A 26,996-nucleotide genomic window follows, 5' to 3' on the forward strand; every position below is an offset into this window, starting at 1 on the left:
GGTTCCCGGGCATTTTTTCTTTTCCCGCTTCGCTTTGTAAGGCGCTGCGGCTAACGCTGCGCGGCGTAGCGGGCGCCAAATGCGACCGGTGGGGATGCTTCACTTGCGAGCAATATGCGTGCGCGCATATGAGCGCCCCCGAACGAGGTGAGAGACACGAGGACCATGGTTTCAAAGCGCGACGAGGCATCCCGGCAACCCGGCCCATCCATGCCGGTCAAGATCGTGACCGTGGCGGCGGCCGCCGCCCTGCTCGGGGCCTGTGCGACCCCCGCGCCGCCGCCACCCCCGCCGCCGCCCCCGCCGCCGCCTCCGCCGGTCGAGACCACTCCCTACCGCCCGCTCCCGCCGGGCGGGGCGTCCTATGTCATGCAGATCCCGGGCAAGAACCTGTTCGGCCAGCGCCAGACGGTCAATCGCGGCATTTTGGGCGATGAGAAGGTCTGGCATTTCCGCTCGGCCTGGAACGTTGCCGCGCTCAATTGCACCGCGCCGCAATACCAGCCTGTCCTGGCCGCCTACAGCGCCTTCATCGCCGACCACGCCGAGACCTTGCGCGCGGTCAACGAGCGGATCGATGCGCGCTATCGCCGCGAGGCCGAGACCCGCCGCGAAGGCATGCTGGCGCGCGAGGACCACATGACCGCGGTCTACAACTTCTTCGCGCTGCCGCCCGCCCGCGCGCGCTTCTGCCGCGCCGCGCTCGACATTTCGAACCGCTCGCTGGCGCTGCCGCCGAGCGATCCGGAACAGTTCGCGCGCGACAATTTCGACCAGATCGTGGAGCCGTTCGAACTGTTCTTCGAGGAATACGAGCAATATCAGCGCGCCTCGGCCGAATGGGATGCGCGCTATGGCGATCGTTACGGCCCGTCGCAGCCCGGCTGGGTGGCGGTACAGAACGCCCGCGCCGAGGGTATTGCGGTGCCGACCGTCGTCAGCGATCCGGCCTCGACCCTTGCCGAACCGCGTGCGCCGGTTGGCACGGTCACCGATCCCGATACCGGAGTCGCGGTGCCAGTCGTCCCTATCGAGGAGAACGTGATCTCGCAGCCGGTCGTCCAGCCTTCGACCGGCGAAGACGAAAGCGCGACCGACAGCCCGCAATAGGGCTTTCGCAAAGGCTTGCGGCGCGCCGCGTTGGGCGGTATTGCGCGCCGCGCAAATCCGCGTGGGGCCGTAGCTCAGTTGGGAGAGCGCGTCGTTCGCAATGACGAGGTCAGCGGTTCGATTCCGCTCGGCTCCACCATTTTCTCGTGCTCGCCATTCGGGACTCGCTCCTCGGCGCTGTTCCTTCCTCGCTGTGCTCGGTCGGGCGCCTGCGGCTTGCGCGCTCGCGGCCCTTGCGGACCGCTTGGCTCGCCATCGTCGGTCCGAGCCGAGCGACATACGACAGGCACAACCATCTTGCGCGCCAGGGCAAGGGCGATTACCGCGCTTCGCACGCCTCGGTAACGGGAATGCGGTGCGCCCCATGCGGGCAAATCCGCGGCTGTCCCTGCAACTGTGAGCGGTGAGCGACCGGCTCAACCATGCCACTGGGCTGCCAAGCCCGGGAAGGCGAACCGGAAGCGGCGACCCGCAAGCCAGGAGACCGACCGGAGCGTGTCGCTCGTTGCCGCTTCCAGGGACTGGAGAGGCGCGAAGTCATTCGTTTCGGGCGACGTGATCAACAGCCGTGCGGGGTTTGCCCCCTTCGCGGCGAAAAGACGCGCGCTCGAAAGGACCACGAATGAAGATCTTTGCCTACCTGTCTGCCAGTACGGCAATCGCTGCCCTCGCCTGCGCCGCGCCGGGTTGGGCGCAGGACGGCCACAAGAACAGCGAGGATGACGGCGAGGCGATTGTTTTCACCGACATGCTGGTCGATCCGATCGTCGTGATCGCCAGCCGTTCGCCGCGCGCGATGTCCTCGGCGACCGCGCCGGTAACCGCCGTCGTCACCGAGCCTGAGATCGCTCGCGAACGGCAGGCACGCGAAGTCGGCGACCTGCTGCGGGATATTCCCAGCGTCGCGGTCAGCTCGGTCGCCGGGCAAACGCAGATACGCCTGCGCGGTTCGGAGGCGAACCACGTGCTCGTACTGGTCGACGGGATCGAAGTTTCGGACCCGTTTGCGGGTGAATTCGACATCGGCACCCTGCAAAGCGAGATCGGTTCACGCGGCGAGATCATCCTCGGCCCGCAATCGGCGCTTTATGGCTCGGATGCGATCGGCGGGGTCCTCTCCTATTTCGGCGCCGACGGCTGCGGTGCGCCGTTCGAAGGCTATGCTGAGGCGGGCACCAACGCGACCTTCAACGCATCGGCACGCACGGGGCTGTGCGAGGAATGGGGCGCGCTCAATCTCAGCGTCACGCACCTGTCCACCGATGGCGAACCCAATGCTCGTGGCGGAACGCGCGATATCGGCCGCGATGCCACCACGTTTTCCGCCAATCTCGCGCTTTATCCGACCGAGACGCTGACCCTGCGAGCGGTCGGCCGGCACATGATTACCAAGGGCGATTTCAACGACCAGGATTTCGATCCGACCAGCCCCACTTTCGGCCTCGTGATCGACAGCCCCGAAACGCGCTTCGAAAACACCGCGACCTATGCGCTGCTCGGGGCCGAGCTCGAGAGCGAAAACGGGCGCTGGGTGAACGATGCGTCTTTCCAGGTCGCCGATATCGCGCGCGACAGCTTCGGCCCGTTCGGGCGCACCTTTGGTCATGAAGGCGGACGGCTCAAGGCTTCGTTCGTCTCCTCGTTCAGCCTCGACGATGCGAGCTTCGATCACAGCCTGACCTTTGCCGCCGACTGGGAAGAAGAGCGGTTCCGCAACACCGATCCCAATGGTTTTGCCTTCACCGGTAGACGCGAAAACGACAATGTCGGGCTGGTCGGCGAATACCGGCTCAAACGCGAAACCTTCGCCCTCAGCGCGGCCTTGCGCCATGACCTCAATGGCAATTTCGCCGATGCCACCACTTTCAGACTCGCCGGTGCTCTCGATATTGCCGATGAGACGCGGCTGCGCGGTGCGATCGGCTCGGCGATCAAGAATCCGGGCTTTTACGAGCTGTTCGGCTTCGTCGATGGGCGCTTCATCGGAAATGCCGGTCTGACACCCGAAAAGTCCACCGGATGGGAAATCGGGATCGACCGGCAATGGCTGGGTGGAGCGGTTACGGCCAGCCTGGTCTATTTCGAGAGCGAGCTTGATGACGAGATCGTCACCCGCTTCCCCGCGCCGACCTTTGTTGCCACCCCGGTCAACCGCGAGGAGGTAAGCACGCGGCGCGGGATCGAGGCCCATCTGATCGCCGATCTGGGGGCCGGCTTCGATCTCGTCGCGCGCTACACCCGGCTCGATGCCGAGGAGGACGGTGTCACCGAGGTTCGTCGCCCGCGCGACAATGCCGCCGCCACGCTTGGCTGGACCGCGCCTTCGGGCAGCTGGCAAGCCGCGATCGCGGTCTCGCACAATGGTGAGGCCGAAGACCTCGCCTTCACCGATCCCAGCTTCGTGCCGGTCCGGGTCACGCTGGAGGATTACACGCTGATCAACCTCTATGCGGAGGCCGATCTCGGCGATGCCATCAGCCTGTTCGCGCGCGCCGAGAACCTGCTCGATAGCCGCTACGAGCCGGTGTTCAGCTTCGTAGCGCCCGGCCGCCGGGTGATCGCGGGAGTGCGGCTAAGCCTCTAAAGGCTCGCATTTCGCGCGCGAAATGCATAGGTGGCTCCCATGCATTTCCTCGACCAGGCCAAGATTTATCTGAAATCGGGTGCGGGCGGCCCCGGTGCGGTGTCGTTCCGACGCGAAAAATACGTCGAATATGGCGGCCCTGACGGCGGCAATGGCGGCAAGGGCGGCGATATCGTCTTCGAAGCGGTGCAGGGCCTCAATACCCTGATCGACTTTCGCTACGCGCAGCATTTCAAGGCCAAGCGCGGCAATCACGGCCAGGGCAAGGACCGCACCGGCGCAGCCGCACCCGATCTCGTGATCGAGGTGCCGGTCGGGACCCAGGTCCTGTCGGAGGACAAGAGCGAAGTGCTCGCCGATTTCACCGAGGTCGGCCAGCGCGTGACATTCCTGCGCGGCGGCATGGGCGGGCGCGGCAATGCGAGCTACAAGAGCTCGACCAATCGCGCCCCGCGCCAGCACCAGCCGGGCGAGCCGAGCGAGGAGATGTGGGTCTGGCTGCGGCTCAAACTGCTCGCCGATGTCGGGCTTGTCGGCCTGCCCAATGCGGGCAAATCGACCTTCATCAACCAGGTTTCCAACGCCAAGGCCAAGGTCGGCGACTATGCCTTCACCACGCTCGTTCCCAAGCTGGGCGTGGTGCAGCACAAGGGTCGCGAATTCGTGCTCGCCGACATTCCCGGCCTTATCGAGGGCGCGGCTGACGGGGCGGGGATCGGCGACCGGTTCCTGGGCCATATCGAGCGTTGCCGCGTGCTGATCCACCTCGTCGACATTACCGGCGAGGACCCGGCCGAAGCGATGCGAATCGTCCAGGAAGAACTCGCCGCCTATGGCGCGGGCCTCGAGGACAAGCCGCAGCTGATCGCTCTCAACAAGATGGACCTTGCCGATGTAGAGCTTGGCGAGGCGTTCGCCGCCGAGCTGGTCGAAGCGGGCGCGGACAAGGTCTTCGCGGTTTCGGGAGCGAGCGGCGAGGGCATCGGTGAATTGCTCGACGCGGTGCTCGGCTACCTGCCCGGGCGCACTTCGACTGAAACCAATGCCACCGAGGTCGAGGAGAGCGAGGATGACAGCGGCGAGTGGTCGCCGATCTAGTCATGGGCGCGGCGGGATCGAGAGCACCGGGGTCGATTGCCGAATTCGCGCGTGCCGGCAGGCTGGTGGTCAAGATCGGCAGCGCGCTGCTGGTCGCTGACGGGAAGCCTGCACTCGGCCGCCTGCAATCGCTCGCTTCCGATATCGCGATGCTGCGCGAGCAGGGCACCGAGGTGATCGTGGTCAGTTCGGGCGCAATCGCCTTGGGAGCGGCGAAGATGGGTCTTGCCAAGGGTGGGCGCGCAAGCCTTGCCGATGCGCAGGCGGCGGCCTGCGTAGGGCAGGTCGCGCTCGCGCAGCTTTGGGGCGAAGCGCTCGAAGCGCACGGAATTGCCGCGGCGCAGATGCTGGTTACCCTGGGCGATCTGGAGGACAGGCGGCGCTATCTCAATGCCGCCGCTACGCTCGACCGCTTGCTCGAGGAAAGCGTGGTGCCGGTGGTCAACGAGAATGACAGCGTCGCGACCGAGGAAATCCGGTTCGGCGACAACGACCGGCTCGCCGCGCGCGTGGCGCAGGCCGCTCAGGCACGGGCAGTGATGCTGTTGTCGGATGTCGACGGCCTTTTCGATCGTCCACCCGGCAATCCCGGTGCCATGTTGATCGAACGGGTCGAGGGGGTCACGCCCGAAATCATCGCCATGGCGGACGACCGTTCGGCATCGGGCCTGGGCTCGGGCGGAATGACGGCCAAGCTCCAGGCCGCGCGCATCGCCGAACGCGCAGGGATCGCGCTCGCGATCGTCAATGGCACGCGCGACAATGCGATTGCCGCCGCGCTCGATAGCGGGCGGGGCACGCTGTTCGCACCGGTGCGGTCGGACAGTGCGCGCAAGAGCTGGCTTGGCGGCAGGCTCGCCCCCGAAGGCGTGCTGACGGTGGATAAGGGCTGTGTCGCGGCCCTGCACGACGGGGGCAGCCTGCTTGCCGCGGGGCTTGTCGATGTCGAAGGCGAATTCGAGCGTGGCGCGCTGGTTAGCCTGCACGGTCCCAAGGGCGAACGGCTGGGGCAGGGGCTGGTCGAATATTCGGCCGCCGAATGCCGCGCGATCGCCGGGCTCAAGCAATCCGACCAGGCCCGACAGCTCGGCTATGTTCCGCGCGCAGCCGTGGTCCACCGCGACCACATGGTGCAGCAATGAGCATCCTCGCGATCACCGGGGCGACCGGCTTTGTCGGCAGCGCGGCGCTCGACCGGGCCTTCGCCAAGGGACACACGGTCCGCGCGCTCACCCGGCGCACACAGCCCCCGCGCGAAGGCGTGACATGGGTCAACGGCACGCTTGAGGAAACCGGTGCGCTGGCACGGCTGTGCGAGGGAGCCGAGGCGGTCATCCATATCGCCGGGCTCACCAACACCCCCGAGCCGGCCGAGTTCGAGACCGCCAATGTCACCGGCACCGCGTCGATGATCGCGGCGGCGACGGCGACCGGGGCGAGGCGCTTCGTCTTTGTCTCCTCGCTTTCCGCGCGCGAGCCGGATTTGTCAGCCTACGGTGCCTCGAAGGCGCGCGCGGAAAAACTGGTCGAGGCGAGCGGTCTCGACTGGACCATCGTGCGTCCGCCTGCGGTTTATGGGCCGCGCGATGCCGACATGTTCGAGCTTTTTCGTGCGGCGCGCCTCGGGCTGGTGCCATTGCCGCCAAGCGGGGCGACATCGATCATCCATTCCGATGATCTCGCCGCGCTGCTGGTCGCTCTCGCCGAGACAGGCGGGACAAAGGCTATCTACGAACCTGATGACGGGCGCGAGGGTGGCTGGTCGCACAAGGAACTGGCGCAGGCGATCGGGCGCGCGGTAGGGCGCAATTCGGTGTTCGCTCCTCATTTGCCAAGGGGCGTTCTCGACATCGCTGCGCGCGCCGACAGGTTGCTGCGCGGCGACAAGGCCAAGCTGACCGCGGACCGGGTCGGCTACATGGCGCATCCCAACTGGGTCGCGCGGTTCGACCGCGCGGTGCCCGCCGCGATCTGGCAGCCGACAATTTCGGGCGAGGACGGACTGCGCCGGACAGCGCAATGGTATCTCGAGTTGGGCTGGCTGTGACCCGGCGCTAGAGGAAGGGTTCCTCGCCCGGCTTGTGGATGCCGCACTCGGTCTTGTCCCAGCCCTTCCAGCGGCCCGAGCGCGGGTCTTCGCCCGGCGCGACCTTGTGGGTGCACGGCTCGCAGCCGATCGAGGGAAAGCCGCGCGCGACCAGCGGGTGGCGCGGCAAATCGTGTTCGATGAAATAGCCCTCGATCCGGCTCGCATCCCAGTCGATCAAAGGGTTGATCTTCAGCCGCCCGGCGCCATCGGAGGTGTCGATCTCGAAGCGCGGCAAATTGGCCCGCGTCGCCGACTGGAATGCCTTGCGCCCGGTAAAGCTCGCATCGTAGCGCGACAGCGCGGCGGCGAGCGGGCGAACCTTGCGGATCTCGCAGCAGCCATCGGGATCGTAGGACCACCGCAGTCCCGTCTCGTCGCGCGCGGCGATGTCGGCCGGGTCGGGGGCGAGCACCTGCAGATTGGCGAGGCCAAGCCGCGCGACCAGCGTGTCGCGATAGCCGATCGTCTCGGCAAAATGCTTTCCGGTATCGAGAAACAGGACCGGCACGTGCGGATCGACGCAGGCTAGCAGGTGCAACAGCACCGCGCTTTCCGCGCCGAAGCTCGACACGGTGGCGACCTCGCCTGCAAGACCGTCGCCGATCACCGCCTCGAGCATTTCGCGGGTCGATGCGCCGCGGAACATGCGGTTCAGGCGCACCGCATCGTGGTCTGTAAAGCGCGGGGCGGTGTCGAGCCGGTCGATCGGGCGCATCTCATTCATGGCGCAGCCCAGGAATCGTGCGCCGCCGTCCGGCGAGCGTGTCGGCAGCGTGCTGGTAGACATGGTCGAAGGTCGCAAAGGCGCGCGCGGCATCGTCTTCGTCGAGCGGTGTGTCGGGCGCGAAACTGTCGAACCCGCAGCGGCGCATATGACCGAGCTGGTCGATCAGGACATCGCCCACCGCGCGCAATTCGCCCGTATATCCCGCTTCGCGCAGGAGCCGCGCGGCCGAATAGCCGCGCCCGTCGGCAAAGCTGGGAAAGTTGATCTCGACCAGGTCGAAACGTTCGAGGTGCGGCAGCAATGCGCGCGCATCGTCTCCCGGCTCGATCCGCACCGCGCGGGCATTGTCCTGTTCGAGCGCGGCATCGACCGTGACCGCGCCGTGATCGGCCATGTCGTCGTCACGGAAACGGAATTGCACAATGTCGGGCGAGGGGCCGAGATCGGATGAATTACCCATAAAGCGCCTCCTTGAATGGCTCCATCCCGATCCGGCGATAGGTGTCGAGAAAGCGTTCCTCGCCCTCGCGCTGCGCGAGATAGACATCGGTGACGGTATCGACCGCGGCGATCACCCCCTCCTCGGTGAAACCTGGGCCGGTGATCTTGGCGAGGCTGACATCCTCTGCCTCGCTCCCGCCGAGCGAGAGCTGGTAGTTCTCCACCCCTTTGCGATCGACCCCGAGAATGCCGATATGGCCTGCATGGTGATGGCCGCAGGCATTGATGCAGCCCGAAATCTTGAGCTTCAGCTCTCCCAGCCTTTCGGTCTTGCCGGAAGCGTCGAAGCGTTCGGAAATGCGCTGTGCGAGCGGAATCGAGCGGGCATTGGCGAGGCTGCAATAATCGAGCCCGGGGCAGGCGATCATGTCCTCGATCGTGTCCATGTTGGGTGCGCCCAGCCCGGCCTTGTCGAGCGCCTCCCAAAGCGCCGGAAGGTCGGCAATCCGGACATGGGGGAGCACCACGTTCTGCGTGTGCATGATCCGCAATTCGTCGAAGGAATATTGCTCTGCCAGCTGCGCCATCAGCCGCATCTGATCGCCGGTGGCATCGCCGGGAATGCCGCCGACCGGCTTTAGCGAGATGACCGCGCTAACATGGCCGTCGTGCTTGTGGCGATGGGTGTTGCGATCGACCCAGAGCGCGAAATCGGGGTCCGAGCGGTCGAAGTGCTTGGGTCCGTCTTCGAAGGGCGGGTCGGCGAAATGGGCGGCGATCCGGGCGAGTTCCGCGCGTGGCGGCTCGACGCCGATTTCCAGCAAATGCGCGAATTCCTCCTCGACCTGGCGGGTATATTCGTCCGCGCCGAGTTCGTGAACGAGGATCTTGATACGCGCCTTGTATTTGTTGTCGCGCCGCCCGTGGCGGTTGTAGACGCGCAAGCACGCCTCGGCATAGGTGACGAGCTGGTCGAGCGGAACGAAATCGCGGATCATCGGCGCAATCATCGGGGTGCGCCCCATGCCGCCGCCGACAAAGAAGCGCGCGCCGAGATCGCCCGCATCGCCGCGAACGATCTGGATGCCGATATCGTGCAGCCGCAGCGCCGCGCGGTCTTTTTCGGACGCGATCACCGCGATCTTGAACTTGCGCGGCAAATAACTGAATTCCGGGTGGAAACTCGACCACTGGCGCAGCAATTCGGCGAAGGGACGCGGGTCGGTGACCTCGTCATGGGCAGCGCCTGCGAAATGGTCGGAGGAGATGTTGCGGATGCAGTTTCCGCTGGTCTGGATCGCGTGCATCTCGACCTTGGCGAGATCGGCGAGGATGTCTGCCGCATCTTCGAGCCTGATCCAATTGTATTGCAGGTTCTGGCGAGTGGTGAAGTGGCCGTAGCCGCGATCATACTTGTCCGCGATATCGCCCAGCGCTGTCATCTGGCGCGAATTGAGCGTGCCATAGGGGATCGCGACGCGCAGCATGTAGGCGTGCAGCTGTAGGTAAAGCCCGTTCATCAGCCGGAGCGGCTTGAACTGCTCTTCGGACAGCTTGCCTTCGAGCCGGCGGCGCGCCTGGTCGCGGAATTCGGCGACCCGGGCATCGACCATGGCCTGGTCGTAAGTGTCGTAAGCGTACATCAGATCACCCAGTCGATCGCCTGCGGATCGCGCGGCTTGAGAGTGAGGTCGGGCCGCACGGTCGGGCCAAGAGCGCGGATGCGGTCCTTGATATGGGCGGGGCGCACGCTGCCATCGGCCTCGCGGCTGGCCTCGATCACATAGGCCACATTGACCCGGCGCGCGGCTTCCTCGGTGGCGAGCACTTCCTCGGCGCGCTCGCCCGCATCGGCGGCATCATCGACATGACGCGACCAGCCCGTGCCGGTCCACCAGATCACATCGCCTGTCTTGAGGTCGTTTCCGGTGAGCACTCTCATCGCGCCGCCTCCAGCGCGATCGCGCCGATAGCGGCATCCTCGCGTGCGGTGACATCGCCGATGACGATCAGAGCGGGGCTCTTGATGGCGTGAGCGGCGACGAGATCGGGGAGCCCTGCAAGAAGCCCGCGGACCACGCGCATTTTCGGGGTCGATGCGTTCTCGATCACGGCCAGCGGCATTTCGGGTGCGAGCCCGTCTTCCATCAGCTTTTCAGCGATCTGCGGGGCGGTCTTGACGCCCATATAGATGACGAGCGTGCGGCCCTTTCCGGCAAGGCCCGACCAGTCCTGTTCGGACAGACCCTTGCACTGGCCGGCGACGAAGCTGACCACGCTTGCCGCATCGCGGTGCGTGAGCGCGATCCCGGTGGCTGCCGCTGCGCCGTTGGCGGCCGAGATACCGGGGATGATTTCTACCGCAACGCCGTGCGCGCGTGCCTCTTCGGCTTCTTCGCCGCCGCGCCCGAAGATCAGCGGGTCGCCGCCCTTCAGCCGCACGACATCGCGCCCGGCTTTCGCCTCGCGCACCAGCAGGGCGTTGATCCGGTCCTGCGGCAGAGTGTGGCGCGAGCGTTTCTTGGCGACCGAGATCAGCCGGGCTTGCGGATTGGCGAGAGCGAGGATCGCATCGCTGACGAGGCCGTCATGGACGATAACTTCCGCGGTCTCGAGCAGGCGCGCGGCGCGCAGAGTGAGCAGTTCGGGGTCACCCGGACCCGCGCCGACGAGAAAGATGGTGCCGGTTTGCATGGGCCCGAAAATGGGCGAGCGCGCCGCGCCCCGCCAGCGAGAATGGATTGGCCCCGCGCAAGCAAAGCTTTCGCAAAGCAGTATGCCCGTGCGGCGTTGGCCGTGTCCGCGCGCGCCGTCGGCTGCGGTCTATGCCTTGGTGGAGCTCATCAGTTCGACCAGCTGATCGAGCTGTTTCGATGATCGCAGATGAAGGTCGCGCTGGGGGAAGGGGATCTCGATCTCGTGTTCCTTGAACAGACGCCAGATGCGCATGTAGACGTCCGAGCGAATATTCGCGATCCCCTCCTCGGGGTCCTGGATCCAGAAGCGCACTTCGAAATTGACCGAATTGTCGCCGAATTCCATCACGTTGACGCGCGGCTTGGGCCTGTCGAGCACGCGTTCGGTGTCTTCGACCGCCTGGTAGAGCAGCCGGCTCACCAGTTCCAGATCGCTGTCATAGGACACGCCCACCGGCGCCTTCACCCGCACGTCGCGGCTCGAATAGGACCAGTTGACGACCTGGTTCACCATCAGGTTCTCGTTGGGAATGAGGTGTTCGGTCTGGTCGCGGGTGATGACCGAAATCGCGCGGATGCCGATCTTGCGGATCTGCCCGACCGCCTCGTTTCCCGCCTGGTCGGTGACCGAGATCACGTCGCCCGGCTTGATCGACTTGTCGAGCAGCAGGAGGATGCCCGAGATCAGGTTGCCGAAGGTCTTTTGCAGGCCAAAACCGATGGCAAGGCCGAAGGCGCCGCCGAATATGGCGAGCGCGGTGAGGTCGATCCCGACCAGGTCTACGGTGATGAAGAAGGCCAGCGTCCAGATCGCGATGGTCGCGAGCTTTTCCGCCAGCAATTTCTGCGCCTCATCGAAACGCGCGATACGCTTCACAATGCGCCGGGCAACCCGCGTCAGCAGCCATGCGGCGGTGACGACAATGGTGATCGTCGCCAGCAGGAAGCCGACGTCGAAGGCCGAGATGCGGATCGATCCGAACACCACCGCCCAGCCGTCGAGCGTGTCGATCAGCGCGCTCATCGTGTCGCTTTGCGCGGCGAGCCCTTCCTTGGCGCCCTCGGCAACGCTCGACAATTGCTCGATCTGCTCGGCCTCTTCGGCATAGCTCCACAATTGCCCGGGTTGCAGCGCCTCGGCGTTCTCGGCGCTCTCGGCCGAACCATCCCCTGGCATATCGGGATTGCCGGCCGGGGATCCGACGGTTCGCACGCTCATGGCCGCGGCTCCGCTCCGCCGATCGCGGCGATCAGGTCCTGCAATTGCGGATTGTCGCGCAGATTGATGTCGCGCTGCGGGAAGGGAATTTCGATATCGTGCTCCTTGAGCAGCCACCACAGGTTCTTGAGCACTTCGGAGCGGACATTGCCGACGCCCTGTTCGGGGTCGTTGATCCAGCAATGGATGAGGAAATTGACCGAGCTGTCGCCATATTCGCTCATCCACACCACCGGCGGCGGGTCCTCGAGGACGCGAGGCGCCTTGCGCGCGGCTTCGAGCATCAGTTCCTCGGCGAGCCGCATATCGGCATCATAGCTGATCCCGACCGCCACGTTCATGCGTACCACACGCGAGGAATAGGACCAGTTCTCGACCTGGTTGATCATCAGGTTCTCGTTGGGGATCAGGTATTCGCGCCGGTCGCGGGTGGTGACCGAAACCGCGCGAATACCGATCTTGCGGATCTCGCCGAAGGTTTCGTTGCCAGCGGTGTCGGCGACCGAGATGACATCGCCGGGCTTGATCGACTTGTCCATCAGCAGGATGATCCCGGCAATAAGATTGCCGAAGGTCTTCTGAAGGCCGAACCCGATCGCCAGGCCGAACGCTCCGCCGAAAAAGGCGAGCGCGGTGAGGTCGACCCCGACAAGATCGATCCCGACGAAGAAGGCCGCACCCCAGATCGCGATGGTGGCGAGCTTTTCGACCAGGAGCGCCTGCGAGCCCGAGAGCCGGGTGAAACGCTCGATCGCCTTGTGCACCGCCCGCGTCAGCAGCCAGGCACCGCCGATCACCAGCAGGACGACCCCGCCCAGCACCAGCAGGTCGAGCACCGAGACCCGGAACGAGGAGGTCTCGAGCGCGAGCTGGTCGAGCTGCATCAGCAGCGAGCCGGCGGTCTCGCTCTGCGATGCGACCCCGGCCACGATTTCGTCGGCGGTCTCGACCTCGACGGGAGCGTCGGCGGCGCCATCCTGCACAGCCTGTGCCGGGGTGTCGGCCGCCCCCGCATCTTCCGCCTGGGAAGGCGGGGTTTCATCGCCGGTTGCGTCGGGCGGCACAATGTCGGTCACGATCGGGGCGGTCATCGGTCATCCAGCTTGGCAAGCGCCTGAGCGAGGTCGCTGATCAGGTCCTGCGGGTCTTCGAGCCCGATCGATAGGCGAATGGCGCTCGCACCGCCAGCCAGCCGCGGCAAATCCATCACCGAGCGGTGTTCGGCCGGGAAAATCGGCAGAGCGAGGCTTTCGAATCCGCCCCAGCTATAGCCGATCCCGAACATTTCGAGCCTATCGGCGAGGCGCGCGCTCGCCTGCGGATCCTCGCCTGCAAGCACGAAGGAGAACAGTCCGCATCCGCCGGTGAAATCGCGGCGCCACAGCGCGTGGCAGGGATCGCTTTCGAGCATCGGGCACAGCACGTGCGCGACCTGCGGCTGCCCTTCGAGCCAGCGGGCGATTTCCAGCGCGCTGGCCGCCGCGCGTTCCAGCCGCACGGCCATGGTGCGCAGGCCCCGCGAGGCGAGTGCGGCATCGTCGGGCGAGACGACTTGGCCGAGAGCCTGCGCGGTCATGCGCAGCGGCTTGTGCCAGCGCGCACCCGCGCTCGCTGCGCCCATCATCAGGTCCGAATGGCCCCCGACATGCTTCGACAGCGACTGCATGACGATGTCGCAGCCCTTTTCGAGCGCGGCAAAGCCCAGCGCGCTCGCCCAGGTGTTGTCGATCAGGCTGACGGCACCGGCCTCGCGCGCACGGGCGGAGAGCGCGGGCACGTCACACACTTCCATCGTCAGACTACCGGGACTTTCGAGCCACACCGCGCGCGCCGAGCTTGCTTCGAGCAATACGGCAAAACCATCGGGGTCGAGCGGGTCGAAAAAGCTGTGCGTGATCCCCATCCGCGCGAGCAGCCCCTTGGCCATCGCGCGCGTGGGGTCATAGGCATTGTCACAGACCAGCAGGTGGTCTCCCGGCTCGAGCACGGCGAGAAGGCATCCGGCAATCGCGGCAACGCCGCTGGGATAGAGCACGGTGCCCACGGCACCCGGCTCGATTTCGGTCAGCGCCTCGGCAAGTGCCCACTGGGTCGGCGCGCCGCGTCGACCATAGAAGAAGGTGCCGTCGGCGTTGTGCGCTAGCGCGGCCTTGCGCGAGGCCTCGTCGGGATAGAGATGGGTCGAAGCGCGCCAGACCGGCACGTTGACCACCGGGCCTGTCCATTCCTCGCGCCTACCGGCATGGGCGATGCGGGTGGCGGGGCGATCGGTTTCGCCCGTGCTCTTGCCGCCTTTCCCTTCACCGGTCATGTGGCGCCTTCCCGGACCGGTCCTTCGTGCTTGGGCGTGTCAGGGTCGGCCTCCCATTCCTGCCAGCTGCCATCATAAAGCCGCACGTCGCGCTTTCCCGCGAGGCGGAGGGCGAACAGCAACACGCTTGCCGTCACCCCGCTGCCGCAAGTGGTGATGACCGGCTGGTCCCAGTCGAGCCCGGCCTCTTCGAATAGAGCGCGCAAGGTACCGGGCGGCTTGAAGGTGCCGTCTGCCGCGAACAATTCGCCATAGGGCAGGTTGAGCGAGCCGGGAATGCGTCCGTTGCGTCCACCATGCACGGGGTCGGTGCCGGTGCCGAACACCCGCTCGCGCGCGCGGGCATCGAGGATCTGCGCCGAATAATCGTCGAGCGCCTTGAGAACATCGACCTTGCCCGCGACCTCGCGCGCAGGGGCGAGGGCGAGCGGCGCGGCATGCCTGTGCTCGCCAGCCCCGCTTTCGAGCGGGCGCCCCTCGGACCGCCATTTCGCCAGCCCGCCATCGAGCACCGCGACCCGTTCGATTCCGTGCGCTGTCAGGGTGAACCAAGCCCGCGCCGAAGTCTTCACCGCGCTGTCATCATAGATCACGATGGCATCGCCCGCTTCCACTCCCAGCACGGCCAGCCGCTCGGCCAGCTGCGCCGCGCTCGGAAGGGCGGAGGGAACGGGCGAATCCGGATCGTAGAGCGTTTCGAGCTCGAGAAAGCGGGCGCCCGGCAGATGGCCCTCGGCAAATTCGCGTGCCGCGTCGCGGCGGGCGGCGGGAAGGTGGCGGGTCGCGTCGAGCACCACAAGGCCCGGATCGCCGAGCCGTTCTGCCAGCCAATCGGTCGAAATCAGGCTGTCCACGCGCGCTCTCCCCTTATGCAAGGCGGTGCGTAGCGCCTCGCTCGGCCCCTGCGCAAGCCCGTGCCCGATGGGGCAGCGCGATCAGCTTGGGCGCGATCAGGGTTGGGGCACTGGCGATGCGCCGGCAGGCGAACCGGTCTCGCCATCGCCCGAGGCTTCGGCCACGCGCTGCGCGCGCAGCGGAGCAAGCGAGCCGGGCGGCCCGTCGAGCGGGAGCGGGTGGACACGCGTTTGGCTGTGCGCGCTGGGACTGCCGATCACGTGGCTCTGGCGCACAAGATCGATCCCGGCCCCTTCCACGGCGAGATGCAGCAGCGGGATGAAGAGAGGTTTGGCGCCCTGGAGCATGGGAGTGAATGCGCTCAGCTGCATCTGCATCTGGCCGGCGACACGGCGGCTCTGGTGCGGGCCGATGCGATCGATGGTCGCAAAGGCAGGCTCGCCCGCGAGCGACTGCCCGGGCGCGATCCCGCTTTGCGCACAGGCGAGGCGTGCGCGCAATTGCAGGTCGCGCACCGCCCTGTCCGAGCGATTGGCGACCTCGACCCGGAATTCGAGCGTGAACATCATCAGGCTGCGCGAGGCATTGACGATCTCGATCGCGCAATCGATTCGCGCTCGCTCCAAGGCCGCGCTTGCGCCGGCGCTCGCGGCAGCAGCGCCTGTGGCAAGCGGGGTGGTGGGTTCGGCCTGTTCGTGCGGTGCGGCCGGGGGCGGGGCCACTTCGTCCGTCTCCGAATGGCCGAATGCAGGCTGGGCGAAATCATCGCCCGGGGCAGACGCGTCGTCTCCAGCGCCGTCCACTTCGTGAGCGCCTTCTTCGCCATCGCCGCCGTCAAGCGTGCCGAGCGGGGTCGTCATGCGGTTGCGAATCGTTTCGCGCACGCCGTGGGCAAGACCGACGCCTTCATCGGGGCTTGCGAGCTGCGAAGCGGCGCGGCGGCGACGACGCAGCAGCCACATGGCGAGAAGAGCGCCCAGCAGCGCCGCAATCCCGAGCGCGGCCATGATCGCACTGCGCTGGCCCGTATCATCGCCCGGCGTTGCGGCCGAGGGCATACCATCGCCCGCACTGCCTTCCAGCGCCGCATCGTCGCCCTCATCGACAAGGACATCGTAATAGCCATCGGGCCCGATCGCGGGGAGATCCTCATCGCTATCGGGCAGGCTGTCGAAGCCCGGCCCTGCAATCGCGTCGAGCGGGATGGATGCGCCGGATGGCGGCTCGGCGTCGTTCGCGGCAGGCGCGCTTTCGTCGGGTGCTGTCCGTGCGGGAGCGGACTGTGCGGGACGGCCCCGGGTGCTCGCTGGAGCGGGAGCCGGCGTGCGCGTCGGAGTGGCTGTCCGGGTTGCCGATGGAGTGGAGGCCGAGGTGGGCGCCGGAGCCGGAGTTGCGGCCGGGGTCGGTGCCGGTGCCGGGGTCGGTGCCGGGGTTGGTGTCGAAGCCGGTGTCGGAGCCGGCGTCGGTGCCTCGCGGATCACGCGCGGGGCGATCGGGACCCCGTCGCGCACGTCGACCGGACCCTGAGCGGCCGCGCTCGGCGTCGGCGTGGGCGTGGGAAGCGAAAAGCCGCGCGGCGAGTTCTGCGCGCCCAGCGGAGCTGCAAGCGCGAGCGCGCCAGCCGATGCCAGGAGCGCCAGGCGGGTGACCGCCGGTCGAGGGAGGGAAGAGAAGGGAGAAGGTTGCGCGCGCATCATGGCGTTGTCGGTATAGGGGTGGTGCCTGAACCTGCCTTGAGCATCCCGGCCCGGGCGGCGCGGAACGCATCTCGGCAGTGTTTCGTGTCGCGCCTGACATAGTGTGCCTGGCCGAAGCGTCCAGTTCCCGGCTTGCATGCACGCACCTTTCGCGGCAACAGCGCGGCATGGAAAGCACACCCGCCTTTCTCGGCAAGAACACCCCGCTGCCCGATTCTCCCGAACAGGCGGTGCTCGATTACGTGCCCAATCCGCGCAAGGGCACGCTGTATTGCGTGCGCTTCGTCTCGCCCGAGTTCACCTCGCTGTGCCCCGTCACCGGCCAGCCCGATTTCGCGCACCTCGTGATCGATTACGCGCCGGGTGAAACGATCGTCGAATCGAAGAGCCTGAAGCTGTTCCTGGGCAGTTTCCGCAATCACAACGGCTTTCACGAAGACGTGACGGTGGGAATTGGCCAGCGCCTGTTCGAGGAAATGGCCCCGCGTTGGCTCAGGATCGGGGGCTACTGGTATCCGCGCGGAGGCATCCCGATCGACGTGTTCTGGCAGAGCGGAGCGCCGCCCGAAGGGCTGTGGCTGCCCGACCAGGGCGTGCCGTCCTATCGCGGGCGCGGCTGACCCGCATTTCGGCGCGAGGGCGCCTGTCCGGATTTCGTGAAATACGCGGCGCGGATCGCTTCGCCGAGCCGTGCCTAAAAGCAGTGCGCACCATGGTCCGCGAGCGCGGGCTTGCGGGCGGTGCGCGTATGCAGTATGGTCCGCGAGCGCGGGCTTGCGGGCGGCGCGCGTATGCAGTCACGCTGAATAAATCAATAAATCTATTGGTTAATTATCCAAAAAAAGCTGGGAACCGATTTACGCCTCGGTAATATAACCACCATAGCGCCGTGCAGAAGGGTCGCGCCTTGTTTTGCACGGCAGTTCCGGCGCGACCGGCAAGCACATGAGTTCACCCCCTTAAGCTCTTTGCGAAAGGTCAAATATGCAAACTACACTCTCGATGAAGATCCGCGCCATTGGTGGCGCTTCGGCTCTTGCCCTTACTGCTGGCCTGGCCGGCACGGCCCTTGCTCAGAGCGCTCCGCCGCCCGTCGGCGCGACCCCGACCCCGACCCCGCCGCTGATCCCTGCCAACCCGCAGGAATGCGTTGAGCTGGGCGGCACGGTCACCTGCGCACCGGGGCTCGATCCCGACGGCTTCTTCGACGTGACGGGCAACCCGCTCGCGCTCGACGTCCAGACCGGTGCCTATGTCGCAAGCTCGATCGCGATCACCGGCGCTGTCGACGGCGTGGTGGATGGCGCGATCGTCACCAATTTCGATTTCGAGGGCGGCCTGCTCGTGGGCGACAACTCGGACATCACCATTGGCGGCTATATCGAGACCAATGGCGACAGCGCAGCAGCTGTCGAAACCGAGGACAATTCGCTCGTCACCAATGACGGGACGGTTTTCACCACCGGTTCCGGTTCGGCAGGCGTCGCGCTGGCCGAGGGCAGCACCTTCACCAACAATGCGCTGGTCCAGACCAATGGCGCGAATTCTGCTGGTGTCGATGCATTCGGCAACGATGTCACCGTCAACAATTCGGTCACCGGCTCTATCATCACCGGCGGTGATGCGAGCGCCGCGATTTCGGGTGCCGACGGGCTGACCGTGACCAATGACGGTCTCGTCCAGACCTTCGGCGACGGCGCAAGTGCCGTGAGCGCAGGCGCGGATGCCGATGTCACCAATACCGGCAATGTCGTGGTCCTTGGCGACAACCTTACCGCGATCACCCTTGGCGACAACGCGGTCGTCAACAATTCGGGTCTCATCGCGGCCACCGGCACCACCGCTGCCGGCGTTTCGGTCGGCGCCAATTCGAGCGTGACCAACACCGACACGATCTCGACCGAGGGCAACGACTTCTCCGATGCCGTCGTACTCGGAGCGAACAGCACCCTCACCAATAGCGGCACCATCGCCACCGAAGGCAATGAGAGCTTCGGCGTATTTGGCGCGGGCAACGACATCACCGTGACCAACGAGGCCGGCGGACTGATCGTCACCAATGGCACCGGCAGCTACGGCGTGTCGCTGCTCGACGGCGGCGCGATCACCAATGACGGCTCGGTTGAGACCAATGGCGACTTCGCCATCGGCCTCGACGTGTTCGGCGAAGGAACGGTCGTCAACAATGGCACGGTCGAAACCGCCGGGCAGGAATCCTTCGGGATCTCGGTGCGTGCGGGCAGCACCGTCACCAATGACGGCTCGGTCACGACCAGCGGCGATGATGCCACCGGCATCGTTGCTTACGAAAATTCGACTGTCACCCTGACCGCGAACAGCGCCGTCGCCACCAGCGGCACCAATGCCGCAGGTGTCGAAACGCGCGCCAATAGCGTTGTCAGCAATGCCGGCGATATCGCCACCACCGGCGACGGCTCGGCCGGCGTCACTGTCGGCACCGGCTCGACGGTCGACAATTCGGGCAGCATTTCGACCGCTGGCGTGGTTTCCGATGGCGTAGTGCTGGCGACCGACGCGTCGCTGACCAATAGTGGTTCGATCACCGCCGATGGCGATGACAGCTTCGCGGTCTTCGGCGCAGGCGATGGCACCAGCGTGAACAACGATGCTGCTGGCTCGATCACGGCCAATGGCGCGGGCGGCTTTGCTGTCTCGCTGCTCAATGACGGCACGCTCACCAATGCTGGCAACATCGCCACCACCGGCGATTTTGGCTTTGCTGTCGACGCGCTCGACAATGCCTCGGTCACCAATACCGGATCGATTGCGACCGGTGGGCAGCAGGCAGTCGCGATCTCGGTCGGGGCCAATGGCACCGTCGACAATGACGGCACGATCGATACCACCGGCGACGATGCAAGTGCGATCCTGACCGGGACCGATGCGACCGTGACCCTCACCAGCAACAGCGCCATCACCACAAGCGGCGACAATGCCGGCGGTGTGCTGGTCGACGGCAACGGCACTGTCAGCAATGCCGGTTCGATCGCTACCACCGGCGACGGTTCGCAGGGCGTGACCGTGCTCGGCGATGCCACCGTCACCAATAGCGGCAGCATCTCGGCTGACCTGGCGCGCGGGCTCGACATTGGCGGCAGTGCCGATGTTACCAATGCAGCCGGCGGCTCGATCAGCTCGGGCAACAGCGACGGCGTGCGTTTCGGCGCCGATGCCGTGCTGGCCAATGACGGTTCGATCACCGGCGTGATCGGTGTCAATGCCGATGCCGGCGTCCAGACCGTGACCAATACCGGCTCGATCACCGGGACCGGCGGCACCGCTGTCGCGCTCGGCGCCGACAATGACAGCTTCACTCAGGAAGCGGGTGCCAGCGTCGACGGCGATGTCGATCTGGGCCTTGGCGATGACACCTTCACGCTCAACGGCTCGGCCTCCTCGATCGCCGGTCTGGTGCTCGGCGGCGACGGCAACGACCTCGCCGTGCTCAGCGGCGTGCTCGATGCCGACAACTTCGTCGGTTTCGAGAACACCACGCTGGCCGATCTCGCGGTGAGCGGCGATCGCACGCTTTCGGGCGATGTGGTGATCGATGGCCGGGTCGATTTCGGCCTCGGGGTCGATAGCCTCACGACCGATGGCTCGATCACGCTTGAAAACACCGGCGAAGTCGTGATCGACACGCCGCTCGGCTCGAATCTCGTCGGCCAGAACGTCGTGGTGCTGCAGGCCGGGACCACGCTGACCGATAACGGCGCAGCGATCAGCGTTCTCGATAACGACCTCCTGGTCGCTTACGAGACCGTGCTGACGGGCGACAGCCTGTCGGTCAACGTCACCGCCGACACGCCGCTCACGGCATCGGCCGACGCCAATGTCGTTGCGTTCGGCAATGCACTGGGCGCGGCGGTCACTGCCGGCACTCTCAGCCAGGCCAATTTCGACGCATTCAACGCGCTTCCCGACGAAGCGGCGCTTGAACAGGTTGCGCTCGATTCGCTCCCCGCTCTGCATGGCGGCGAATCGCGCGAGATCTTCGAGGCATCGAGCGCGGCCAGCCACGCTCTCACCCGTCACCTGATGGGCGAGGACACCGGCATCTGGGGCGAATTCGTCATCCGCGGTGCGGAACAGGACGGTTTCCTGCCTTCGACCGGCGGCTATGAAAGCGAGCAGATGATCGGCACGATCGGCGCGGACATCGCCTTTGGCGAAGGCGCGCGGTTCGGTGTGCTGGCAAGCTATGCCGACATCGAGAATGACGACCTCTCGCTCAGCGGCGCGGAGCGCGGCCAGACCGACATCGAGAGCATCAAGCTCGGCGTCTATGGCGGCCTCACCTTCATGGAGCGCGGCTTCCTCAACGGCGAGATCGCCTATCTCACCGGTGAGATCGACACCGCGCGCAACGGTGCGCTCGGCCCGATCTCCTCGGCCTTCGACTTCGACGGCTGGGCTTACCGGGCGACGCTGGGTTACGATGTCGCTGCCGATGAAGACGTAGCGATCATCCCGTTCGTGGGCATCAACGGCGCGTCGATCAACTTCGACGATGCGGTCGAGACCGGCGGATTCGGTTACACCGTCGCTCGCGACGATGCCGACTTCACCGAACTGCGCGGCGGCCTCGAAATCGCTGGCAACTTTGCTGACCGCGTCAGCGCCTTTGCCAGCCTTGCAGGCGTCCACGACCTTTCGGACGATGCCCGCAACTTCAACCTGACCTCGGCCGAACTGGGCAGCTTCACCGTCGCCCTTCCGGAAAAGGAACAGGACCGCATCGAAGTGGCGGCCGGGCTCGATTTCGCAGCCAGCGACAATCTGAGCATTGGCCTGGGCTATCACGGCGACTTCGCCGACAACTATGACGCGCACGCCGCGCGCGCCACGGTTCGCCTCACCTTCTAAGGCGAGCAACAAACCGGCCGGCGCGCGAGCGCTGGCAAGCAAGGGGACCGGTCGCACCGCGCGGCCGGTCCCTTTTGCTTTGGTCTGGCAAAAAAGTGCTTCAGCCGCGCACGGCGATCAGTGCCTTGTTGCGCGCCTCGACCAGCCGGAAGGCCTTGAAGACGCTGAAATCCTCGTCGACGCGCCCTTCATGTCCGAGCAGCCAGAGCTGTTGGTAGAACCAGTAAATCCCGGCAAATCCGTCCACTGCGCGGACCATCTTGATCCGCTTGAGAAAACCGAGCCAGCCCGGGACCAGGCCGAGATCGTCCTCGTAGCGCGGCAATTGCGCGCGCCCCTCGATCACCTGGTGCGGCGCATTGGTGACAAGGCACATGGGCCGGCCAAGTCCGATCACGTCTGCCGCACCTGCTTCGAGCGCCTGGACCATCGCGGGGCGGCTGCGGAATCCGCCGGTGACCATCAGCGGCACCGAGACCTCGGCCTGCATGGCCTTGGCGAAATCGACGAAATAGGCCTCGCGCGCGGCGGTAGAGGGGGCGAGGTCGGGCTGCGCTTCCTCCTCTTCCATTCCGGCGATCCCCATCAGCTTGGGCTGCTCGTAGGTTCCGCCCGATATCTCGATCAGGTCGACCCCGTCTTCCTCGAGCCAGCGCACCACCTGAAACGAATCCGCAAAGGCAAAGCCGCCCTTCTGGAAATCGGCGCTGTTGAGCTTGACCGAAACCGGGAAGGCCGGGCCGGTCGCTGCGCGCACCGCGCGCACGATCTCGCGCAGGAACCGCGCGCGGTTCGCCAGGCTCCCGCCATATTCGTCCTCACGAAGGTTGCTGCGCGGCGACAGGAATTGCGAGACGAGATAACCGTGCGCGCCGTGGACCTGCACCCCGGTAAAGCCCGCCTGCTGACAGGCGCGCGCGGCGATCGCCCAGCGTTCGACTAGCTCGCCGATTTCGTCGATGGTCAGCGGCACGGGCTTGCCGAACTGCCCGCCGGGCAGCGCGAGCGGCACGTCGGATGCCGATTTGGGACGCGGATTGACCAAGGTGGGGGTCTGGCGACCGGCATGGCTGATCTGTGCCCACAAATGGTTGCCCCCGCGCGTACCGGCAGCGGCCCAGCTGGCCAGGCTTTCGCGCAATGCGGCATCGGGTTCGCCCGCGATCACCACATTGCCGGGACGTTCGAGATGGTCGGCATCGACAATCACGTTCCCGGTGAGAAGCAGGCCTGCACCGCCATCGGACCACAGGCCGTAAAGCCTTTCGAGCGCGGCGGTCGGGCGGCCAGCGGGATCGGCCAGCCCTTCGGTCATTGCCGCCTTGGCGATGCGGTTGGACAGGCTGGCCCCGCAGGGCAGGGCAAGCGGCTGGTCGAGCATGGTGCGGCTCCGATGGGTCGGTTGTCGAATGCAACCTAGCCTAGGGTCATGCGCCCGTCACGCGCAACCGGCTATTAGTGCGCTCAGCGCAGGAGCGGGTGGCGCGCGCGCTCGGGCTTGCGGTAACCGGTCTCGCGCAGGTCGTCGAGCATCGCCTTGCGGCGGCTGTCGAGCTCAGCCTCGCGCGGCGGCAATGCCTGGGGAGGGGGCGCTGTTTCGGCACCGGCTGCAGGGGCCGGGTCACTGGTAAGCAGGTCGAGGATCTCGCGGTTCTTGTCGTTGACGAGGCCGGGGATCAGGAACAGGTCGATCAGCAGCCAGGGGATGACGATCACCAGCCCGACACCTGTCAGCGTCAGGACCAGCTGGATCACCGCTGACCGGGTCGCCCCGTTGTAGAAGCGGTGCGCGCCGAACGCGCCGAGCACGAGCCATAGCAGATAGGACAGCGCCATCGACTTGCGGCCTTGTTCGTAAAGTGTGTCGATGCGTTGATTGTCGTCCATGTCCCACCTGTTTTGACAGGCCCAAGATGTATCTTTGCATGGGGCTTGGCAAGGTCGCTCCGGCGTATTTCGACCAAGCGCATACGGGCTTCTGCGAATTGGCTGCGCGCGGGGGCTGGACTTGCAGGCGGCTTTGCGGCTAGCGGGCGCTCTCGCCCTCGCGAGAGCCTTTCGCGGCGCGACGGCGAGACGATGGGCCGGCTTAGCTCAGTTGGTAGAGCAGTTGATTTGTAATCATCAGGTCAGGGGTTCGACTCCTCTAGCCGGCACCATCCGAAACCCCTCCTGCCCTTTCACAACGCGCCGAAGGTCCAGCCCTCGGTCCAGGCGATCTGGGCGGTGAGAAAGCGCGGTTCCCAGCGTTGCTCCTGGCCCGACGCCACGCGCAGCCAGGCCGCAGTGAGCAGCGCGTCGGAGGAATGGTCGTCGATCGCGCCGTAGCGCATGACCGGCGGGCTGCCGAGCGCTTCGAGCGCGACGTTGAGATCGCCATAGGTCAGCAGCTTGGTGCGCGCGCCCGAAAGCGCCGCCGCCTCGCGCGAGACCAGGCCGGTATAGATCTCGACCAGCATCGATCCGCCGCTGGTGATCCGGCGCGCGGGCACCGGATCCATCGGCCAGACCGCGAGATGTCCGCGCAGCTGGTGAAGCATCCTCATGCCGGTGAGCGTGCTCTTGCCCACCTGCGCGGCGCCAACGAGGTTGAAATTGGAGACCGGACGGCATTTCTGGCGCTTCTGCGCGATCTCGGTCTCGCGAAAGCGTCCCTCGCGGGTGATCGCATTGGCGAGGTGGAAGCGGTCGCCTTCATGCGCCTTGCCGTGACGAAAATAGCGCGAGGCCTCCGGATGGGCGAGGAAGCCATGGGCGCCAAGGTGCTCGTCGGCAGAACAGATGTCATCGATCAACGCCCACAATTTCTTGGCGTGGCTGGGCGATGCGTCCCAGCCGGGAAAGAACGCGCCGCAATCGTTGAAGGGCAGCGAGATGCCGAGGTCGATGCCCACCAGCGTGTTGGCAGGCAGGTCGTCGCGCAGCAGTTCCATCACCTCGGTGCGCGACCAGCCGCGTGCGGGCGGTTCGACCAGGACCGGCGGTCCGCCGCCGGCATCGGCGATGGCAAGCGCGATGCCGCGATGCCTCTCGCCGCGCGCGCCCGACCAGTCGACCGCGAGGAAATGATCGAACTTGCGCATCAGCCTCGCCGCTCGCGCCTCAGGCGCTCCCAGTATTCGATCCGCTCGCGCACCTTGCGCTCGAACCCGCGCTCGACCGGCGCGTAGAAGGTCTGCGGCTCCAGGCCTTCGGGCCAGTAATCGTCGCCCGAAAAACCGTCCTCGGCATCGTGATCGTAGGAATAGCCCTCGCCATAGCCGATATCCTTCATCAGGCTGGTGGGCGCGTTGAGGATGTTGGCGGGGGGCATCAGGCTGCCGGTCTCGCGTGCGGTGCGAAAGGCGCTTTTCTGCGCGGTATAGACCGCGTTCGATTTGGGCGCCGTGGCGAGGTAGAGGCATGCCTGTACGATCGCCAGCTCGCCCTCGGGACTGCCGAGAAACTGGTAGGCATCCTTGGCCGCGAGGCACTGGGTGAGCGCACCCGGATCGGCGAGCCCGATATCCTCGGACGCGATGCGCACGAGGCGGCGCAGCAGGTAGAGCGGCTCCTCGCCCGCGGTCAGCATGCGCGCCAGGTAATAGAGCGCGGCCTGCGGGTCCGAGCCGCGCACCGCCTTGTGAAGCGCGCTGATGAGATTGTAGTGCCCGTCGCGGTCCTTGTCATAGACCGCGACCCTGCGCTGGAGGAACCTGGCCAGCGCCTCGGGGTCGAGCGGCGCGTCCAGCCTGGCGTTGTAGAGCGTCTCGGCCTGCCCGAGCAGAAAACGCCCGTCGCCATCGGCGCTTGCGATCAGGGCGGCGCGTGCGTCATCGGTGAGCGGGAGCGGACCTTCGAGTTCCTCGGCCCGCCTGAGCAATTGGTCGAGCGCTTGCGCGCCGAGCCGTTCGAGGATCAGCACCTGCGCGCGGCTGAGCAGCGCGGCATTGAGCGCGAAGCTGGGATTTTCGGTGGTGGCGCCGACCAGCGTCACCGTGCCGCGCTCGACAAAGGGGAGAAAGCCGTCCTGCTGGGCGCGGTTGAAGCGGTGAATCTCGTCAACAAAAAGCAGTGTTTTCTTGCCTGCCTGCGCCATCTTGTCGGCCTCGGCGAAGGCCTTTTTGAGGTCAGCGACGCCCGAGAACACCGCGCTGATTGCGACGAAGCGCATCCCCACCGCATCGGCGAGCAGGCGGGCAATGCTGGTCTTGCCGGTGCCCGGCGGCCCCCACAAGATCATGCTGGCGAGCTTTCCTGCCGCGACCATCCGCCCGATCGCGCCTTGCGGTCCGGTGATATGCTCCTGCCCGATCACCTCGTCGAGCGCGCGCGGACGCAGCCGGTCGGCAAGCGGGGCGTCGCCATGCGCGGCATCGCTGCCGGGTGCGCGCTCGGCCTGCGCATGGTCGTCTTGATCTGCAAACAGGTCTGCCATTGGTGGATGGAAATAGGGCGCCGGTCGAAAATTGCACCGGAAAAGGCACGCACGGACAGGGTGGGGGTTGAATCGATAGGTCGAAGATATATCTTCTCAACGTAACGAACTATCATCATGCCAGAGGAGAGCGGCACATGACACGAGGCAGGCACGGACGCGGCGGGTGGAACAATCTTGGCCCCATGATCGCGATGATGGCCGCCAGCGCGGCGAGCGAATGGGAAGATTCAGAGCGCCGCGCGCGCCGCGATCGCAAGCGCGACTGGCATGACGGTCCGCGCCCCCGCAAGCGCCGCGGGCGGATGTTCGGATCGGGCGAATTGCGTCTTGCCCTTCTTGCCCTGATCGCACGCGAACCGCGCCATGGCTACGAGCTCATCCGCGCGATCGAGGACATGACCGGCGGCAGCTATGCCCCATCGCCCGGCGCGGTCTATCCGACCCTGCAAATGCTCGAGGAAGAGGGCTGCATCAAGCCCGCCAAGACCAAGGCCAAGGCCAAGAGCGAGGGTGACGGCGAAAGCGAGACCGGCGGCAAGAAACCCTTCAAGGCGACCAAGGCCGGCAAGGCCGAGCTCGAGGAACGTTCCGAGGAAGTCGAGGAACTGATGGGCCGTCTCGGCGAACATGGTGAGCGCGCCGAGCGGGTGCGCGAGAAATCGCCCGACCTGTTCCGCGCGATGGGCAATCTCGCCAATGTGCTCAAGAACCGCGCGCGCGCAGGAAAGCTCGACAAGGCCACGATCGACCAGATCGTCGACATCATCGACGAGGTCGCCAAGCGAATCGAGCGCATCTGACCCGTTGAAAGTGCCGGGGCCGCCATGCCGGGGCCCCGGTGCCCGCCGCGCGACGGCAGGCA

The 26,996-nt window shown here is 66.0% G+C and carries 22 protein-coding genes, 2 tRNA genes and 1 riboswitch; of the genes, 10 read left to right on the plus strand and 14 right to left on the minus strand.

The annotated features are described in order from the left end of the window. Positions 1-165: 165 nt before the first annotated feature. From ACKTSM_RS05300 to ACKTSM_RS05325, 6 genes are all read left to right on the plus strand, one after another. The gene (locus ACKTSM_RS05300; protein ID WP_407876081.1) at positions 166-1,110 is read left to right on the plus strand and encodes a hypothetical protein; all 945 of its coding nucleotides are present in this window, start codon (positions 166-168) and stop codon (positions 1,108-1,110) included. Positions 1,111-1,173: 63 nt separating this feature from the next. After that, positions 1,174-1,249, plus strand: a tRNA-Ala gene (locus tag ACKTSM_RS05305). A gap of 204 nt (positions 1,250-1,453) precedes the next feature. Next, positions 1,454-1,597: riboswitch (cobalamin riboswitch) on the plus strand. A 135-nt stretch (positions 1,598-1,732) separates the two neighbouring features. Continuing rightward, a complete protein-coding gene (locus ACKTSM_RS05310; protein WP_407876082.1) occupies positions 1,733-3,694 on the plus strand; it encodes a TonB-dependent receptor plug domain-containing protein in 1,962 nt (653 codons plus the stop codon). Between the two features lie 39 nt (positions 3,695-3,733). Beyond that, positions 3,734-4,792 (plus strand): GTPase ObgE, encoded by a 1,059-nt coding sequence (gene obgE / locus ACKTSM_RS05315; RefSeq protein ID WP_407876083.1) that lies wholly within the window; start codon positions 3,734-3,736, stop codon positions 4,790-4,792. A gap of 2 nt (positions 4,793-4,794) precedes the next feature. Beyond that, positions 4,795-5,934, plus strand: a complete 1,140-nt coding sequence (gene proB / locus ACKTSM_RS05320) for a glutamate 5-kinase (protein ID WP_407876321.1) — start codon at positions 4,795-4,797, stop codon at positions 5,932-5,934. Further along, positions 5,931-6,839 carry an NAD-dependent epimerase/dehydratase family protein gene (locus ACKTSM_RS05325; protein WP_407876084.1) on the plus strand — a complete coding sequence of 303 codons (909 nt, stop codon included), beginning with the start codon at positions 5,931-5,933 and terminating at the stop codon, positions 6,837-6,839. The genes proB and ACKTSM_RS05325 overlap by 4 nt, the downstream gene beginning before the upstream one ends. A 7-nt stretch (positions 6,840-6,846) precedes the next feature. Here ACKTSM_RS05325 and ACKTSM_RS05330 read toward each other — a convergent pair whose 3' ends face one another. The 10 genes from ACKTSM_RS05330 to ACKTSM_RS05375 form a co-directional block, all read right to left on the minus strand. Further along, the gene (locus tag ACKTSM_RS05330) at positions 6,847-7,605 is read right to left on the minus strand and encodes a phosphoadenylyl-sulfate reductase (protein WP_407876085.1); all 759 of its coding nucleotides are present in this window, start codon (positions 7,603-7,605) and stop codon (positions 6,847-6,849) included. Beyond that, positions 7,598-8,068, minus strand: coding sequence for a DUF934 domain-containing protein (locus ACKTSM_RS05335; protein WP_407876086.1), 471 nt, complete (start codon positions 8,066-8,068; stop codon positions 7,598-7,600). Before ACKTSM_RS05335 ends, ACKTSM_RS05330 begins: the two co-directional genes overlap by 8 nt. After that, positions 8,061-9,692: a nitrite/sulfite reductase gene (locus ACKTSM_RS05340; RefSeq protein ID WP_407876087.1), complete on the minus strand. Its 1,632-nt coding sequence runs from the start codon at positions 9,690-9,692 to the stop codon at positions 8,061-8,063. The genes ACKTSM_RS05335 and ACKTSM_RS05340 overlap by 8 nt, the downstream gene beginning before the upstream one ends. Beyond that, on the minus strand, positions 9,692-9,991 hold the full coding sequence (locus ACKTSM_RS05345) for a DUF2849 domain-containing protein (protein ID WP_407876088.1): 300 nt from the start codon (positions 9,989-9,991) through the stop codon (positions 9,692-9,694). The genes ACKTSM_RS05340 and ACKTSM_RS05345 overlap by 1 nt, the downstream gene beginning before the upstream one ends. Continuing rightward, the gene (cobA, locus tag ACKTSM_RS05350; protein WP_407876089.1) at positions 9,988-10,743 is read right to left on the minus strand and encodes a uroporphyrinogen-III C-methyltransferase; all 756 of its coding nucleotides are present in this window, start codon (positions 10,741-10,743) and stop codon (positions 9,988-9,990) included. Before cobA ends, ACKTSM_RS05345 begins: the two co-directional genes overlap by 4 nt. Positions 10,744-10,872: 129 nt before the next feature. Beyond that, complete coding sequence (locus ACKTSM_RS05355; protein WP_407876090.1) at positions 10,873-11,964, minus strand: mechanosensitive ion channel family protein; 1,092 nt, start codon at positions 11,962-11,964, stop codon at positions 10,873-10,875. After that, positions 11,961-13,055: a mechanosensitive ion channel family protein gene (locus tag ACKTSM_RS05360; protein ID WP_407876091.1), complete on the minus strand. Its 1,095-nt coding sequence runs from the start codon at positions 13,053-13,055 to the stop codon at positions 11,961-11,963. The genes ACKTSM_RS05355 and ACKTSM_RS05360 overlap by 4 nt, the downstream gene beginning before the upstream one ends. Next, positions 13,052-14,275 carry a cystathionine beta-lyase gene (gene metC / locus ACKTSM_RS05365; RefSeq protein WP_407876092.1) on the minus strand — a complete coding sequence of 408 codons (1,224 nt, stop codon included), beginning with the start codon at positions 14,273-14,275 and terminating at the stop codon, positions 13,052-13,054. The genes ACKTSM_RS05360 and metC overlap by 4 nt, the downstream gene beginning before the upstream one ends. Further along, complete coding sequence (locus ACKTSM_RS05370) at positions 14,272-15,129, minus strand: sulfurtransferase (RefSeq protein WP_407876093.1); 858 nt, start codon at positions 15,127-15,129, stop codon at positions 14,272-14,274. The genes metC and ACKTSM_RS05370 overlap by 4 nt, the downstream gene beginning before the upstream one ends. Before the next feature lie 96 nt (positions 15,130-15,225). After that, positions 15,226-16,827 carry an LPXTG cell wall anchor domain-containing protein gene (locus ACKTSM_RS05375; protein ID WP_407876094.1) on the minus strand — a complete coding sequence of 534 codons (1,602 nt, stop codon included), beginning with the start codon at positions 16,825-16,827 and terminating at the stop codon, positions 15,226-15,228. A 167-nt stretch (positions 16,828-16,994) separates the two neighbouring features. Between ACKTSM_RS05375 and queF the strand changes: the two genes are divergently transcribed. Both queF and ACKTSM_RS05385 read left to right on the plus strand, forming a co-directional pair. After that, on the plus strand, positions 16,995-17,447 hold the full coding sequence (gene queF, locus ACKTSM_RS05380; protein ID WP_407876095.1) for a preQ(1) synthase: 453 nt from the start codon (positions 16,995-16,997) through the stop codon (positions 17,445-17,447). A gap of 364 nt (positions 17,448-17,811) precedes the next feature. Next, positions 17,812-21,714: an autotransporter domain-containing protein gene (locus ACKTSM_RS05385; protein WP_407876096.1), complete on the plus strand. Its 3,903-nt coding sequence runs from the start codon at positions 17,812-17,814 to the stop codon at positions 21,712-21,714. 100 nt (positions 21,715-21,814) lie between these two features. Here ACKTSM_RS05385 and ACKTSM_RS05390 read toward each other — a convergent pair whose 3' ends face one another. Both ACKTSM_RS05390 and ACKTSM_RS05395 read right to left on the minus strand, forming a co-directional pair. Continuing rightward, a complete protein-coding gene (locus ACKTSM_RS05390; protein ID WP_407876097.1) occupies positions 21,815-23,095 on the minus strand; it encodes an NADH:flavin oxidoreductase/NADH oxidase family protein in 1,281 nt (426 codons plus the stop codon). An 83-nt stretch (positions 23,096-23,178) separates the two neighbouring features. Next, a complete protein-coding gene (locus tag ACKTSM_RS05395) occupies positions 23,179-23,601 on the minus strand; it encodes a TM2 domain-containing protein (protein ID WP_407876098.1) in 423 nt (140 codons plus the stop codon). A 196-nt stretch (positions 23,602-23,797) separates the two neighbouring features. Here ACKTSM_RS05395 and ACKTSM_RS05400 point away from each other — a divergent pair. After that, positions 23,798-23,873 (plus strand) — tRNA-Thr (locus ACKTSM_RS05400). Between the two features lie 21 nt (positions 23,874-23,894). Here the strand turns inward: ACKTSM_RS05400 and ACKTSM_RS05405 are convergent. Together ACKTSM_RS05405 and ACKTSM_RS05410 are read right to left on the minus strand one after the other, a co-directional pair. Further along, positions 23,895-24,797 (minus strand): hypothetical protein, encoded by a 903-nt coding sequence (locus ACKTSM_RS05405; protein ID WP_407876099.1) that lies wholly within the window; start codon positions 24,795-24,797, stop codon positions 23,895-23,897. After that, the gene (locus ACKTSM_RS05410) at positions 24,797-26,131 is read right to left on the minus strand and encodes a replication-associated recombination protein A (protein WP_407876100.1); all 1,335 of its coding nucleotides are present in this window, start codon (positions 26,129-26,131) and stop codon (positions 24,797-24,799) included. The genes ACKTSM_RS05405 and ACKTSM_RS05410 overlap by 1 nt, the downstream gene beginning before the upstream one ends. A 137-nt stretch (positions 26,132-26,268) precedes the next feature. Between ACKTSM_RS05410 and ACKTSM_RS05415 the strand changes: the two genes are divergently transcribed. Then, entirely contained in the window at positions 26,269-26,934 is a 666-nt protein-coding gene (locus ACKTSM_RS05415; protein ID WP_407876101.1) for a PadR family transcriptional regulator, read from the plus strand. The last annotated feature ends 62 nt before the right edge of the window (positions 26,935-26,996 follow it).

This window comes from Qipengyuania nanhaisediminis (assembly GCF_045862805.1).
Lineage (GTDB): Bacteria > Pseudomonadota > Alphaproteobacteria > Sphingomonadales > Sphingomonadaceae > Erythrobacter > Erythrobacter nanhaisediminis_A.

Coding starts and splice junctions, on each gene's coding strand:
- ACKTSM_RS05300 (WP_407876081.1), top strand. CDS start 166: ATGGTTTCAAAGCGCGACGAGGCATCCCGGCAACCCGGCCCATCCATG.
- ACKTSM_RS05310 (WP_407876082.1), top strand. CDS start 1,733: ATGAAGATCTTTGCCTACCTGTCTGCCAGTACGGCAATCGCTGCCCTC.
- obgE (WP_407876083.1), top strand. CDS start 3,734: ATGCATTTCCTCGACCAGGCCAAGATTTATCTGAAATCGGGTGCGGGC.
- proB (WP_407876321.1), top strand. CDS start 4,795: ATGGGCGCGGCGGGATCGAGAGCACCGGGGTCGATTGCCGAATTCGCG.
- ACKTSM_RS05325 (WP_407876084.1), top strand. CDS start 5,931: ATGAGCATCCTCGCGATCACCGGGGCGACCGGCTTTGTCGGCAGCGCG.
- ACKTSM_RS05330 (WP_407876085.1), bottom strand. CDS start 7,605: ATGAATGAGATGCGCCCGATCGACCGGCTCGACACCGCCCCGCGCTTT.
- ACKTSM_RS05335 (WP_407876086.1), bottom strand. CDS start 8,068: ATGGGTAATTCATCCGATCTCGGCCCCTCGCCCGACATTGTGCAATTC.
- ACKTSM_RS05340 (WP_407876087.1), bottom strand. CDS start 9,692: ATGTACGCTTACGACACTTACGACCAGGCCATGGTCGATGCCCGGGTC.
- ACKTSM_RS05345 (WP_407876088.1), bottom strand. CDS start 9,991: ATGAGAGTGCTCACCGGAAACGACCTCAAGACAGGCGATGTGATCTGG.
- cobA (WP_407876089.1), bottom strand. CDS start 10,743: ATGCAAACCGGCACCATCTTTCTCGTCGGCGCGGGTCCGGGTGACCCC.
- ACKTSM_RS05355 (WP_407876090.1), bottom strand. CDS start 11,964: ATGAGCGTGCGAACCGTCGGATCCCCGGCCGGCAATCCCGATATGCCA.
- ACKTSM_RS05360 (WP_407876091.1), bottom strand. CDS start 13,055: ATGACCGCCCCGATCGTGACCGACATTGTGCCGCCCGACGCAACCGGC.
- metC (WP_407876092.1), bottom strand. CDS start 14,275: ATGACCGGTGAAGGGAAAGGCGGCAAGAGCACGGGCGAAACCGATCGC.
- ACKTSM_RS05375 (WP_407876094.1), bottom strand. CDS start 16,827: ATGATGCGCGCGCAACCTTCTCCCTTCTCTTCCCTCCCTCGACCGGCG.
- queF (WP_407876095.1), top strand. CDS start 16,995: ATGGAAAGCACACCCGCCTTTCTCGGCAAGAACACCCCGCTGCCCGAT.
- ACKTSM_RS05385 (WP_407876096.1), top strand. CDS start 17,812: ATGCAAACTACACTCTCGATGAAGATCCGCGCCATTGGTGGCGCTTCG.
- ACKTSM_RS05390 (WP_407876097.1), bottom strand. CDS start 23,095: ATGCTCGACCAGCCGCTTGCCCTGCCCTGCGGGGCCAGCCTGTCCAAC.
- ACKTSM_RS05395 (WP_407876098.1), bottom strand. CDS start 23,601: ATGGACGACAATCAACGCATCGACACACTTTACGAACAAGGCCGCAAG.
- ACKTSM_RS05405 (WP_407876099.1), bottom strand. CDS start 24,797: ATGCGCAAGTTCGATCATTTCCTCGCGGTCGACTGGTCGGGCGCGCGC.
- ACKTSM_RS05410 (WP_407876100.1), bottom strand. CDS start 26,131: ATGGCAGACCTGTTTGCAGATCAAGACGACCATGCGCAGGCCGAGCGC.
- ACKTSM_RS05415 (WP_407876101.1), top strand. CDS start 26,269: ATGACACGAGGCAGGCACGGACGCGGCGGGTGGAACAATCTTGGCCCC.